The sequence below is a fragment of the Mucilaginibacter hurinus genome (genome assembly GCF_003324525.1).
GTDB classification, from domain to species: domain Bacteria; phylum Bacteroidota; class Bacteroidia; order Sphingobacteriales; family Sphingobacteriaceae; genus Mucilaginibacter; species Mucilaginibacter hurinus.
Genome location: NZ_QGDC01000006.1, coordinates 94,838 through 108,200 on the forward strand (window position 1 = coordinate 94,838; position 13,363 = coordinate 108,200).

The 13,363-nt window shown below is 42.0% G+C and carries 14 protein-coding genes; 10 read left to right on the forward strand and 4 right to left on the reverse strand.

Features of this window, described 5'->3' with window-relative positions; genetic code table 11:
* Positions 1-106: 106 nt before the first annotated feature.
* Complete coding sequence (locus tag DJ568_RS11820) at positions 107-1,045, forward strand: T9SS type A sorting domain-containing protein (protein WP_158534928.1); 939 nt, start codon at positions 107-109, stop codon at positions 1,043-1,045.
* Between the two features lie 95 nt (positions 1,046-1,140).
* On the opposite strand, the gene DJ568_RS11825 is transcribed toward DJ568_RS11820, so the two are convergent.
* Positions 1,141-1,503, reverse strand: a complete 363-nt coding sequence (locus DJ568_RS11825; RefSeq protein WP_114005490.1) for a DUF3127 domain-containing protein — start codon at positions 1,501-1,503, stop codon at positions 1,141-1,143.
* Between the two features lie 82 nt (positions 1,504-1,585).
* Here DJ568_RS11825 and DJ568_RS11830 point away from each other — a divergent pair, with 82 nt between their 5' ends.
* The 5 genes from DJ568_RS11830 (at position 1,586) to DJ568_RS17585 (ending at position 4,241) form a co-directional block, all read left to right on the forward strand.
* Complete coding sequence (locus DJ568_RS11830; protein ID WP_114005491.1) at positions 1,586-2,764, forward strand: THUMP domain-containing class I SAM-dependent RNA methyltransferase; 1,179 nt, start codon at positions 1,586-1,588, stop codon at positions 2,762-2,764.
* On the forward strand, positions 2,761-3,255 hold the full coding sequence (locus DJ568_RS11835) for a hypothetical protein (protein WP_114005492.1): 495 nt from the start codon (positions 2,761-2,763) through the stop codon (positions 3,253-3,255). Before DJ568_RS11830 ends, DJ568_RS11835 begins: the two co-directional genes overlap by 4 nt.
* Positions 3,256-3,398: 143 nt before the next feature.
* A complete protein-coding gene (locus tag DJ568_RS11840) occupies positions 3,399-3,638 on the forward strand; it encodes a helix-turn-helix domain-containing protein (RefSeq protein ID WP_114005493.1) in 240 nt (79 codons plus the stop codon).
* Between the two features lie 63 nt (positions 3,639-3,701).
* Positions 3,702-3,938, forward strand: coding sequence for an HD domain-containing protein (locus tag DJ568_RS17580; protein ID WP_317047543.1), 237 nt, complete (start codon positions 3,702-3,704; stop codon positions 3,936-3,938).
* Positions 3,939-3,962: 24 nt separating this feature from the next.
* Positions 3,963-4,241 carry an HD domain-containing protein gene (locus DJ568_RS17585; RefSeq protein ID WP_317047544.1) on the forward strand — a complete coding sequence of 93 codons (279 nt, stop codon included), beginning with the start codon at positions 3,963-3,965 and terminating at the stop codon, positions 4,239-4,241.
* 128 nt (positions 4,242-4,369) lie between these two features.
* On the opposite strand, the gene rnc is transcribed toward DJ568_RS17585, so the two are convergent.
* Genes rnc through DJ568_RS11860 form a run of 3 tightly spaced genes read right to left on the reverse strand, consistent with a single transcriptional unit; the run spans position 4,370 to position 6,612 of the window.
* On the reverse strand, positions 4,370-5,095 hold the full coding sequence (gene rnc / locus DJ568_RS11850) for a ribonuclease III (RefSeq protein WP_114005494.1): 726 nt from the start codon (positions 5,093-5,095) through the stop codon (positions 4,370-4,372).
* 10 nt (positions 5,096-5,105) lie between these two features.
* Positions 5,106-6,359: a beta-ketoacyl-ACP synthase II gene (gene fabF / locus DJ568_RS11855; protein WP_114005495.1), complete on the reverse strand. Its 1,254-nt coding sequence runs from the start codon at positions 6,357-6,359 to the stop codon at positions 5,106-5,108.
* 16 nt (positions 6,360-6,375) lie between these two features.
* Positions 6,376-6,612 carry an acyl carrier protein gene (locus tag DJ568_RS11860; RefSeq protein ID WP_031266521.1) on the reverse strand — a complete coding sequence of 79 codons (237 nt, stop codon included), beginning with the start codon at positions 6,610-6,612 and terminating at the stop codon, positions 6,376-6,378.
* A gap of 153 nt (positions 6,613-6,765) precedes the next feature.
* On the opposite strand from DJ568_RS11860, the gene DJ568_RS11865 reads away from it, so the two are divergent.
* From DJ568_RS11865 to DJ568_RS11880, 4 genes are all read left to right on the forward strand, one after another.
* Positions 6,766-7,185 carry an IPExxxVDY family protein gene (locus DJ568_RS11865; protein WP_114005496.1) on the forward strand — a complete coding sequence of 140 codons (420 nt, stop codon included), beginning with the start codon at positions 6,766-6,768 and terminating at the stop codon, positions 7,183-7,185.
* A 56-nt stretch (positions 7,186-7,241) separates the two neighbouring features.
* A complete protein-coding gene (gene pyk / locus DJ568_RS11870; RefSeq protein ID WP_114005497.1) occupies positions 7,242-8,681 on the forward strand; it encodes a pyruvate kinase in 1,440 nt (479 codons plus the stop codon).
* 442 nt (positions 8,682-9,123) lie between these two features.
* The gene (locus DJ568_RS11875) at positions 9,124-12,444 is read left to right on the forward strand and encodes a vitamin B12-dependent ribonucleotide reductase (protein WP_114005498.1); all 3,321 of its coding nucleotides are present in this window, start codon (positions 9,124-9,126) and stop codon (positions 12,442-12,444) included.
* Positions 12,445-12,617: 173 nt separating this feature from the next.
* Positions 12,618-13,301 (forward strand): PAS domain-containing protein, encoded by a 684-nt coding sequence (locus DJ568_RS11880; protein ID WP_114005499.1) that lies wholly within the window; start codon positions 12,618-12,620, stop codon positions 13,299-13,301.
* Positions 13,302-13,363 lie beyond the last annotated feature (62 nt).

Below are 13,363 nucleotides of genomic sequence, written 5' to 3' on the forward strand. Positions count from 1 at the left end.
CTGCCCGTAATTGGTTTTAACAATATTTAACAATTAATAACCAGCATTTAACATCTTGGTATTAAGCGGCTTGATAATTTTGAGCAATTACTTAAATCTAATGATAATGAAACAATCAATATTAAAACCAGGCTTTGAATGCGTATTTGCGTTAAGCCTGGCGGCAATTGTAGGTTTGCCGCCACTTGTTATGGGCCAGGATAAACAAGAAAATGATTATCAAAAGCAAATCACAGTAAAGATGAAGGGCAGCGATACAATGGTAAATAGTAAGCGCATTAAAGATATGCCGGCTACCGGGCGCGATGAAGTTTCTGAGGATATTTTAGTTGATACACGTACGTTTACGCTAAAACCGCAGCCTGATGAAAAGCGCCGCCGGTTTGTAATCAAGCGTAAACCACACGGCGAAAAAAGTGACATACTTATTGATCGCAGAGCGTTGGACCGGGATGAGATGCCCGGCCATGAAATGGAGGAAGGAGTTATGATTAATGACAGCCTGGGCAAAAAGCTTGGGTTAAAGTTAAAAGTACTGCGCGAGGCGCCCGGGCTTGCGTTTAATAATGGTTTGACTGACGATCACTCCATCGATTCTGACGGGAGTTTAAATGATGTTACACGCGTGCGGGGGTTTAGGTTAGGCCGAACGTTTGATAACCTCGTTAAACCTAATTCGCAAAGCTTCAACTATACCAGCACGGATGCTGACGGCATAAGCACGCACGTTAGCTACAGGATAAATGCGGCATCGGCAGAGAAGTTAAAAATGATAGCGGGTGTTAATACAGCGACGCTGCAATTAAAAGATATCCATATCTCGCCGGAGTTTTCAACCGGAAAAACTACGTTGACATTTAACCTGCCGGCAAAAACTGCGGCAGAAGTTCAGTTTAAGGATAGCCAGGGGAAGCTGCTTTGGAGTGATAAAGCAGTTAACGGCGCATTCAGCAAAACATTTGTGCTTGGTTTAAACGGAGCTTACTATCTACAGGTAAAGCAAGGGATGGATATAGCTGTAAAACGAGTTGTTAAGGAAGATTAATGCTGTGGTAGTGCAAGTCATATATATTAAACCCCTTCCATTATTATGCGGAAGGGGTTTATTTTTAAAACGTTGTGCGTGTTGTCTACGGTAGTTTAAAATGGCAAATCGTCCTCGTCAGGCGCGGCACTCAAGTCAACCGGTGGGGCATACTCAGGGCTGGCGGCGGCGCCGGCCCCGCTTAACACATTAATACGCCATAGTTGTAACGAGTTAAAATAGCTTTTTTTACCTGTCTTATCAGTCCACGGACGGCCGCGCAGGTTAAAAAATACCTCTACATCATCGCCTACCTTTACGTTGTCAAGCAGATTGCAGCGTTCCTGCATAGCTTCAAATTTCAGGTATTCGGGATATTGCGGGTTTTCGATATATTCTACAATCAGTTCTCTTTTCTTCAGTGAGTCGGTAACCTGTACGGTTGGCGATACTTCGTGTACTTTGCCTTTGATGTCCATAGCTTATAATGATTAAAATGTAAAGTTAATGGTTAACAAATTAAAATCGGGGGGTATTAATTCATAAATTCGCACAAATATTATGGAAGTTTTCCACACCGAGAGTAAAATTATAATAACGTGCAACAAAAGGCTATCGCCTTATTTACAGCGCGAGGTTGAAGAACTGGGTTTTACACCTGTAAGGGTGTTTCAGACCGGTGTTGAACTAAGGGGCACAGTTAATGATTGCATTCCGCTTAATTTAAACCTGCGTTGCGCAAGCCAGGTGCTTTACCTCCTTGAAAGCTTTACCGCTGCCGACCCGCAAGAGTTGTACAATGAGTTGGTCAAGATTGAGTGGGAAAAGCTGATAGATTTCACCGGCTATTTTTCTGTTACTTCAAATGTGAACAATGAGCATATACGTACACCGCTTTTTGCCAATGTAAAGGTAAAGGATGCAATTGTCGACCGTATAAAGAGTGTTAAAGGTGTACGCCCTAACTCGGGCGCCGATTTAAATAAGGCAGTGGTACATTTATATTGGCAGGATGATCGTGCCGAGGTATTCCTGGATACATCTGGCGAAACGTTGGCCAAACATAGCTATCGCAAAATACCGGGCAAGGCACCCATGCTTGAGGCGCTTGCAGTATCTACTATTATGGCTACCGATTGGGATCGTAAAAGCACATTTATTAATCCGATGTGCGGATCAGGCACCATCGCTATAGAGGCAGCATTACTGGCTACTGATAAGCGTCCCGGCTTATTCAGGATGAATTATGCCTTTATGCATGTTGTAGGTTATGACGAGCAGGTGTTTTTTGTTGAGAGACGTAAATTAAAGGATAAAGCACAAAAAGAAACAGGTTTTAAAATTATAGCAACTGACATTTCACAAGACGCTGTTGACGTATCGCAGCGCAACGCTAAAACAGCCGGGGTAGAACATTTGATAGATTTCAGCGTTTGTGATTTTGCAGATACGCCGGTACCGGAGCAACCGGGCGTTATTATGTTCAATCCGGAGTATGGCGAAAGGTTAGGAATACATACCAAGCTAGAGGCTACTTATAAACGTGTAGGTGACTTTATGAAGACAGATTGCCGTGGTTACAAGGGATACATTTTCACCGGTAATCCTGATCTGGCAAAAAAAATTGGGTTAAAAACGTCACGAAAAATTGAATTTTATAACGGGAAACTTGATTGCCGGCTTTTAGAATATGAGTTATACGAAGGCACCAGGAGAGTAATAAAGCAAGAAGAAGAATGAAAAAAATAATTTTGGTAATTTTTTCGGTAGTCATAGCTTTCGCGGCTAATGCACAACAAAAGTTGGCTTTCCCGTTTCAGGGTGGTAAAACGGTGATGCAAAACTTTTTTAGGGACAGCCTTAAAGTTTCCAAAGACGTTATTAATAAAAAGGCTGTTGGCAGCGCAGTTTTTAAGTTCACTGCAAACGAGTATGGCCAGGTAAAAAAAATAATAGTGTATTACGCAGATGATGCCATACTGGTAAAATCAATAATTGAAGCCTTGCAGAAGTCTGACCGGAAATGGATAATACCTGATGGTGAAAAAACACACGATTTTATACTGCCATTTTCAATAAACTTTAATACGTCCCCAACCTCCTCAGACCAATTGAACAAACAGCTGTTTGATTATTACAGTAAACGTCAGCCTATCGTGTCGTTTGACCAGGTGCCGCTTGATATGGCCACCTTACTGCCCACAATAATAGTAAAATACGATATCAAGTAATTTCTTGCCTTACTAACTGAGCTCTTTTATATATTACTAGTAATTGAAAGTATTTTTCTGTATTAAATAATTATTTAACCAAATACGTTTTGATAAAATCTGACTATAAATCTTTTTCGTTTATATAGATATAACTATATAATATGGAAGATTTGAGTCTTAAGATTAAGACGGTAGAAGCCAATATCAGAAGGCATCGCGAAGAAAAAAATTATACGCAGGAATACCTCGCAGCCAAGCTGAAAATATCGCAAAACGCATACAGCAAAATTGAGTTGGGCTATACCAAAATAACGTTAGAACGCCTTTTTCAGATAGCCGCCGTGTTAGGAACCGGTGTAAATGAGCTTTTAGATCACAAGGCAAAGCTAACTGAATTGTAACGGCTATCTTTGTGCGATGTTAAATTCAGCGCAAACAGCAATCATAAACAAAACTGTTTTGTTGTGAAAGAGGCATTAAAAGACGCCGAGAGCGGGCATGATTGGTGGCACATTCAGCGTGTGTGGATTAATGCCAGGACTATAGCAAAAAGCGAGCAGGCCGATCAATTTGTTGTGCAGTTGGCGGCGTTACTTCATGATATAGCTGATGCTAAATTTCATGGCGGTGACGAAGAAATTGGTCCGGAAAAAGCAGGACGATGGCTACGCAGTTTGGCGCTTGAAGATGAGGTTATATAACATGTGCAGCAGGTAATCAGGCACATGTCTTTTAAATCAAGTTTTAATGCCCAGGGTTTTCGTTCGATGGAAATGGATATAGTGCAGGATGCTGACCGTTTAGATGCAATAGGCGCTATAGGTATTGCCCGTGCTTTCAGCTACGGCGGACATACGGGCCGGGCGTTTTACGATCCGGATATTGAGCCCAGGCTTAATTTAACTAAAGAGGCATATCAACATTCAAATGCACCAACCATTAACCATTTTTATGAGAAGTTGCTTCTGCTTAAAGATAAGATGAATACGGCTACAGCACAATGAATGGCTAAACAAAGGCATCAGTTTATGGAAGATTACTCAAGCAATTTTACTTGGAATGGGGTGCCATTTAATGTAGATACAGGGGACTTGTTTCCGCTTTGGTTTATAAACAACAAACAGAAAGGTACTTAAATCCCCAGGGCTTCGCAAGCTTTTTCGGCAGATAGCTTTTCTGCATTCTTTTTACTGAACTCCTTGCCAAGACCAAGCACTTCCCCGTCAACAGTGGTTTGTATGGTGAAAAGTTTGTTACTTTCACCCTCTTGATTACCGACCAATTCAAAACAAATATCCTTGCCGTGTCGTTGGCACCATTCTATCAATTTGCTCTTAAAATTCGTTTCGGTTTGCTCAAGCGTGTGAATGTCTATATGCGATTTGATGATATGATTTATCAGGAAACTTTTGGTGAACTCGTAACCCTTGTCAAGGTAAACAGCGCCTACCAGTGCTTCAAAGGCGTCCCCTAGTAAGGAGCCTTGTCGTCCCGAATTGAGTATCCGGCTATCGTATTCTATTAAATTTTCAAAACCCAGCTTGCGGCCAAGCTGGTTAAGATTTACACGGCTTACAATCTTTGAGCGCAACTCAGTTAAAAATCCTTCGTCTTTGTAAGGATAAAGTTTAAAAAGTACTTCGGCTACTACGCTGCCCAATACTGCGTCTCCAAGAAATTCAAGGCGCTCGTTACTGTTTTTTACGCCTTTCTTTACGTTTTGCGCAACAGATTTATGGCGGAAAGCAAGGCGATATAACGACAAATTGCCCGGAACAAATCCGAGCAAATTTTTTAAAACTTTAACGTATTTCCTGTTGGGTGAAAGGTAAAGCTTATAAAACCGACTGATAGGCATTCATTACACTTTAATCTTCATATTTCTTGAAAATAACAGACGCATTGTGTCCGCCAAATCCAAATCCATTGCTTTGCGCTATACGTATATCACGTTTTTGCGCGGTATTAAATGTAAAGTTAATCTTGGGATCAAAAGCCGGGTCATCAGTAAAGTGGTTAATGGTAGGCGGTATTACGCCATTTTTTAACGCTAGTATTGATGCGATAGCTTCTACCGCGCCGGCTGCACCTAAAAGGTGGCCTGTCATAGATTTTGTTGAGCTGATATTAATGCGGTACACGTCATCGCCAAACACATCAGTTATCGCTTTTATTTCCTGCGGATCGCCGATAGGTGTACTTGTACCGTGCACATTAACATAATCAATGTCAGACGCTTTAAGACCGGCGTCATTTAAAGCGGCTTTCATTACCAGGGCTGCGCCCAGGCCTTCAGGGTGCGGTGCCGTCATGTGGTGTGCATCGGCACTCATGCCGCCGCCAACCATCTCGGCATATATTTTAGCGCCACGCTTTAAAGCATGATCCAGTTCTTCTAAAATGATAGTACCGGCACCTTCACCGGCTACAAACCCTTCGCGGTCCAAATCAAACGGACGAGACGCAGTTGCTGGGTCATCGTTACGGGTAGACAAGGCGTGCATCGCATTAAATCCGCCTATACCCGCCTCATTAATTATCGCCTCAGATCCGCCGGTAACAAACATGTCTGCTTTACCAAGGCGTATATAATTAAAAGCGTCAATCAATGAATTATTTGAAGAAGCGCAGGCAGACACCGTAGAAAAGTTGGGTCCGCGTAAACCATATTTTATTGATATATGGCCCGGCGCAATGTCTGAAATCATTTTAGGGATGAAGAAGGGGTTAAAACGGGGAGTCCCGTCGCCCTTTGCAAAATTTACAACTTCATCTAAAAAAGTCTTTAAGCCCCCAATGCCCGAACCCCATATAACACCTATGCGGTTAACGTCAAGCTTATCAAACTCCAAACCGGCGTCTTTAACAGCTTCTTCCGTTGAAAATAGGGCATATTGTACAAAAGGGTCTAACTTGCGGGCATCTTTTCTGCCTAAAAAGGCATCAGCATCAAATCCCTTAAGTTCACAGGCAAATTTTGTTTTGAAATGGGTTGTATCAAAACTTTTTATCAAGGCAGCGCCACTCACCCCCTTGATCAATGCGTCCCAATATTCAGAAACGCTGTTGCCAATAGGAGTAAGTGCTCCAAGCCCGGTTACTACTACTCTTTTAAACTCCATTTATAAGTTCAGGAGTTTATTTAACGTTTTTTTCCAGGTAAGCTACAGCCTGCCCTACAGTACCAATAGTTTCTGCCTGGTCGTCAGGAATAGCTACGTTAAATTCTTTTTCAAACTCCATGATCAGTTCTACTGTATCTAAAGAGTCTGCACCAAGGTCATTGGTAAAGCTTGCTTCTGGTGTAACTTCACTTTCGTCAACACCTAATTTTTCTACGATAATAGCTTTTACTCTTGAAGCGATATCAGACATAGTCTTATGATTTAATGATTAATAATTTTTGTGATGCAAAGAAAAATAAATTCTGTTAAATATCAAATGTAAAACTTTTGCATAATTAACATAACAAATTTTTACCGTTAGAGTTTCAAATTTGTAATTTTACCGCTGTAAAAATAGTGTTTTTTGAATAGGAAATTTTTAAAGTTTGAGATAGATCTGGATTTTGTACTGATAGCAGTTACAACATCGCTTAAAGATTATCGCATATGCTATCTTATTAATAAGCACCTCAACTTCAACTTTATAAAACAGCCCGATCTTGAAGTTGATATACAACAGCAAACCGGCCCGGTTTACTTTTCTTTATACCATGATAACTGGGAGGCCAGTGAAACCGATTTTTATGTAATAGCCAACAAGGGATCTGATGGTTACCTGGTACCTGAAATGCGTAAAACCGATTACTTCTTAATGATCAAAAATTACATAGATGACGAAGAACTGGATAAGCTTGTTTTCTCCTTAAATAAGATACCTGAAATAGTAGCAGCGGTAAAGATTGACCCGAAAAAGCTAAAATCCCGTGAAAATCTCCTATTTTAGCGCCGGAATTTTGGGTGTTAATAGTACACCTTAGTATATAGAAAAGACCAACCAGTATGAAATTATATTACAACCGAACTAAGATAGTAGCAACGATGGGCCCCGCGTCGGCGCCAAAAGATATTTTATTATCAATGGTAAAGGCGGGTGTAAATGTTTGCCGTCTTAATTTTTCGCACGGTAAAACTGAAGACCATAAAAAGGTTATCGAAACTATTCGTGAAATAAACGAGCAGTACAAAACCAACGTAGCTATATTAGCGGATTTGCAAGGGCCAAAGATTCGTATCGGCCTGGTTAAAGATGGTGGCATTCACTTAATAAATGGTACCCGAATAAACATTACTACCAATGAGTGCATTGGTGATGATAACCAGATTTACATCACTTACGAAACCTTTCCGCAGGATGTAAAAACAAACGAGATCATTTTGCTTGATGATGGCAAAATACAGATGCGCGTTCTTGAAACCAACCGTAAAGACACTGTGATTTGCGAGGTTTTGCACGGTGGTATATTAACATCGCGCAAGGGGGTTAACCTGCCTAATACAAAAGTATCTATCCCAAGTTTAACCGAGGAAGACCTTGTTAACCTGCACTTTGCATTAGATAACGATGTTGAATGGATAGGATTATCCTTTGTGCGCGATGCAGGCGATATTACAGAATTAAAGCGTGTAATAAATTCAAGAAACAGTGCAGCCCGGGTAATAGCAAAAATTGAAAAACCTGAGGCCATTGACAATATAGACGCTATTATAGCTGCTACAGACGGCGTTATGGTAGCCAGGGGAGACCTGGGGGTTGAAATGCCGCTTGAGCAGGTACCATTACTTCAAAAAATGATTGCGCGTAAATGCCGCGCAGCCTCAAAACCGGTGATTGTAGCTACGCAAATGCTTGAGTCGATGATAACAACGCCACGGCCTACACGTGCCGAGGTGAATGACGTAGCTAACTCAGTATTGGATGGCGCTGACGCTGTTATGCTAAGCGGCGAGACATCCGTAGGTGAGTTTCCGCTTATTGTTATTGAAACTATGGCTAAGATTGTACGTGATGTAGAGGAATTCGGGTATCCTTTTAATACAACACAAAAGCAGGATAACCTGGATACAAATTCGCCTAACTACTTAAGCGATGCGGTATGCGGATCGGCTGTTTACCTTGCCGAACATACTAATGCTGTTGGTATTGTGGCCATGACCACATCTGGTTACACCGCTTTTGAAATTTCAAGTTACAGGCCAAAGGCAAGTACTTATATCTTTACATCAAACAGGCAGTTGCTTAACGCGTTAAGCCTGGTTTGGGGCGTAAGGGCGTTTTATTATGACCAATTGGAGAGTACAGATAAAACCATAAGCGATGTAAATGGTATGTTAAAAACCGAAAAGCTGATACAAAGCGGCGATGTGGTTATAAATACCGCCTCTGTGCCCATTGTTACACAAGGTAAAACCAATATGCTAAAAGTTAGCGTGGTTGAGTAATATCTAACAATACCTAAAGACATAAAAGAGCTGCAAATACTGCAGCTCTTTTTTTTGCCCTTTTTTTTATGATATCCTTATTAATCTGAAAACAGAATTAGAGTTTAACTTATATAATTTAGTAACATAATGCCGTTTTAATAACCTGCAGCCTGTGGCAATTTTTTATAATTGATAAATAAATTTTTGCATGTGTAAACATCTATAAAAGACTATAATAAATTCCAAGTTTTATTCTAAAAAACTTTCATTTTTTAGTTTTCCACAAGCGTAATTGGTTGTAAGTTAATTATTTAATGCTTACATTGTAGTAGATAATCTTTACACTCCACACGGTGTGGAAAACTCTGAATTGGCTGGTGACGTAAAGGGTGATAAATTTGGTTAAAAACCCTTTATATTTTTTAACTGACATAATACGATATATATAACATTTATAGCTATGGGCAAAAACATTTCAAAAAAAGCAGCCGCGTCGGGCGGTAAGGGGCTGAAGGTTAACAGGTACTTCAGCAAGGAAGGGGTCAGCGTTTATGATCTTTTCAATTACGAAAAACGTTCGTCGGTTATCCGTAACCCGTCCGGCGATGCCGTATTTGAGATGAATGATGTTGAAGTGCCTTCAACATGGTCACAGGTTGCTACAGATATATTAGCCCAAAAATATTTCCGTAAAGCCGGCGTTCCTCAACCTGATGGCAGCACCGGTTCTGAAAAAAGCATTAAGCAGGTTGCGCACCGTATGGCCAATTGCTGGAAAGAGTGGGGCGCACGCTACGGTTATTTTGCCAGCCCTAAAGATGCAGATGTATTTTATGATGAAATAGTTTACACTATTACCGGTCAGTTGGCAGCGCCAAATTCGCCGCAATGGTTTAATACAGGTTTACACAGTTCATACGGTATTACCGGCAAGCCGCAGGGCCATTATTATGTAGACCCGGTTACCGAGGTGCTAAGCAAATCAACGTCAGCATACGAGCGCCCGCAACCCCACGCTTGCTTCATCCTGTCTGTAGATGATGATTTGGTGAATGAAGGCGGTATTATGGACCTTTGGGTACGCGAGGCCCGTATATTTAAATATGGCTCAGGTGTTGGTACCAACTTTTCACGCATCCGTGGCGAAAACGAAAAACTGTCAGGCGGTGGTTATTCATCAGGCCTGATGTCTTTCCTTAAAATAGGCGATCGCGCTGCAGGCGCTATCAAGTCTGGCGGTACTACACGCCGCGCGGCTAAAATGGTTTGCCTTGACCTTGACCACCCGGAGATAGAAGGGTTTGTAAACTGGAAAGTTGAGGAAGAGAAAAAAGTAGCGGCTTTAATTGCTGCCGGTTATTCTTCAGACTATGAAGGTGAAGCTTACCGTACAGTATCCGGTCAAAATTCAAATAACTCAGTACGTATACCAAACAGCTTTTTCCATGCCCTTAACGAAGGAAAAAGTTGGGACCTTATAGGCCGCATGAAAGGCAATGTAGTAAAGTCTGTCTCTTCACAAAAGTTGTGGGATGATATCGCTTTTGCAGCCTGGGCTTGTGCCGACCCTGGTGTACAGTATGACAGTACCATTAATGAGTGGCATACCTGCCCTGAAGGTGGACGTATAAATGCTTCAAACCCTTGCTCAGAATACATGTTCCTTGATAACACGGCATGTAACCTGGCATCTATCAACCTGGCGCATTTCTTTGATAAAGAAACCCGCACGTTTGATGTTAAAGGATTTGAGCATGCCTGCCGTATATGGACTATCGTATTAGAAATTTCGGTGTTAATGGCACAATTCCCATCAAAGGAAGTAGCTCAGTTATCATATGATTACCGTACGTTAGGTTTAGGGTATGCTAACTTAGGTTCGGCCCTGATGGTAAACGGTATACCTTACGATAGTGAAAAAGCACGTGCTATAGGTGGTGCTATCACAGCCATCATGACTGGTACTGCCTACGCTACTTCGGCCGAGTTGGCCCGTGAACTGGGTACTTTCCGCATGTATAATGAGAACAAGGAACATATGCTGCGCGTAATGCGTAACCACCGCTACGCAGCGTATAACTCTACCGAAAACTACGAGCAACTGGAGATTCACCCTCCGGGTATCGATCAGAAATATTGCCCTGATTATTTATTGTCGGCAGCATGCAACGCATGGGATAAGGCAGTTGAAATGGGCGAAAAACATGGCTACCGTAATGCACAGACCACTGTTATAGCACCAACCGGTACTATTGGCCTGGTGATGGATTGCGATACTACAGGTATTGAGCCTGATTTTGCACTGGTTAAATTTAAAAAGCTATCTGGTGGTGGCTACTTTAAGATTATTAACCAGGCGGTTCCGGAAGCTTTAACTAATTTAGGGTACAAGGAGCATGAGGTTACCGCCATTGTAAATTATGCTAAAGGTGCCGCTACTTTAAAGGGCGCTCCGCATATTAATCTTGAAAGCTTAAAAGCAAAAGGCTTAACAGACAGTGACCTGGAAAAATTAGATAGAGGTGTAGTTTCTGCCTTTGAAATATCATTCGCGTTTAATGTATGGAGCTTGGGTGAAGATGTGCTTCAGCGTTTAGGCTTTACTGCCGAGCAGTATAACGCCGCCGACTTTAACCTGCTGCGTGCATTAGGTTTCAGTAAAAAGCAAATTGCCGAAGCTAATGAATACATCTGCGGTACCATGACCATAGAGGGCGCGCCATATCTTAAACAAGAACATTACCCGATTTTTGATTGCGCTAACAAGTGCGGTGCAAAAGGCGAGCGTTACATACATGCGCATGGCCATATCAAGATGATGGCTGCAGCACAGCCTTTCCTTTCAGGCGCTATCTCAAAAACCATTAATTTGCCAAATGAGGCTAAGGTTGAAGAGATAAAAGATTGCTATGAGTTATCATGGAAGCTTGGTCTTAAAGCCAACGCGCTTTATCGTGACGGATGCAAATTATCTCAGCCATTGTCTACCAAGTCTGACGCTAAGGAAGAAGCTGACGACAAGCTGGAATCAGTTGAGGAAGTATTGGGTGAGGCAGCTAATGTTAAATTGAGTGATCTTACAGCTGAGCAGGTATTGGAAGCGGCGATGGCCATCATCGAAAAATCGCACGACACTTCTTTTATGCGCCAGTTATCGCGTGTTGTACAAAAAAAGAGCCTGCCATTTAAACGTCGTGGTTACACACAAAAAGCCACTATTGACGGCCAGACCGTGTTTGTGAGAACGGGCGAGTATGAAGACGGTACATTAGGCGAAATTTTTGTGGATATGCACAAAGAAGGGGCAACATTCCGCTCGTTGATGAACTGCTTTGCTATTGCCGTGTCGGTAGGTTTACAGTACGGCGTACCACTGGAAGAATACGTAGAGAAATTCACCTTTACACGCTTTGAGCCGGCCGGTATGGTTATGGGCCACGCTAATATTAAAAGCGCTACCTCTATAATTGATTACATCTTTAGAATGTTGGGTTACGAATATTTAAACCGTACCGACCTTGTGCATGTGATTACCGAGCAAAAGGGATTAGTAGGCAACCAGTTTGACGATGCGGACCAAAACCCTGATCAAACTAATGTATACGAGCCAAAACCGGTTGCTGCCGACAGCAGTGCAGGTACCCAGCGCCAGCTAACGGTAGATCTTAGCATGGGCGTGCAAAGCGATGCGCCAAGCTGCAACGTTTGCGGTCATACCACAGTACGCTCTGGCACTTGTTATAAGTGTTTAAACTGCGGTAATTCAATGGGTTGTTCATAAGCTAAGCGCAGGTTAAAGCAAAAGCTGTTTGCCTAAAGCTTCAACCTTTTATTATAGTTAATTTAAACTACAAGCTCTGCCATTTCGGCGGGGCTTTTTTGTTTAGTAATCATAAATTGAAACACATTGTTAAAACCTCGGTTATACATACGTTTGCTTAACAAATTGAAAAAATGAACATTCCACTCACTCCACAACTGCTTGGCGACTTGATTGAAAAAGGTTATACCTATATGCTTTCCAGTTCAGCAAATTATGCTGCCGATACCGATGCACCCGTTATCTTGAAGCCTGTAAAGGAGCTTCCGGTATTGCAAAACCTGCCTGATGGTTATGAGACCTATTACCGGATAACACGCGAGCCGATGCAATTAATATGCAGCGATATGAAAGTAATGCTTGAAGTTACCCAGGTTAATGACGCGCTCACCGGCAATGATATTTATAACGACAGTTACTTTAGGATGAGCGAAGAATTTTTCAGGCAGGTGCTTGACAGCCTGGAGGACTATGCTGTTATTACTACAGACACGAATGGAGATATAAACAGCTGGAATTCCGGCGCAGAGCACGTGTTGGGCTTTAATGAGCAGGAAATACTTGGCGTGAATGCAAGAGTTTTTTTTACTCCTGAGGATGTGGTTAAAAAAGTGCCCGAAATAGAACTTGAACGTGCACTTAAAGAAGGCCGTTCAATAGATGAACGCTTTCACGTGCGTAAGGATGGCACACGTTTTTGGGGTAGCGGCCTGGTGTTTCCTTTATACGACGAAAGCGGTAAACACCATGGATTTACCAAGATAATGCGTAACCTGCGCGAGGAAGAAGATGCAAGGGAAAATGCTCCCGAGGATTAAAAATTATAAAAAAGCCCGCCCCAATATATCGGGACGGGCCAAACTTAAAACTAAATACTCAA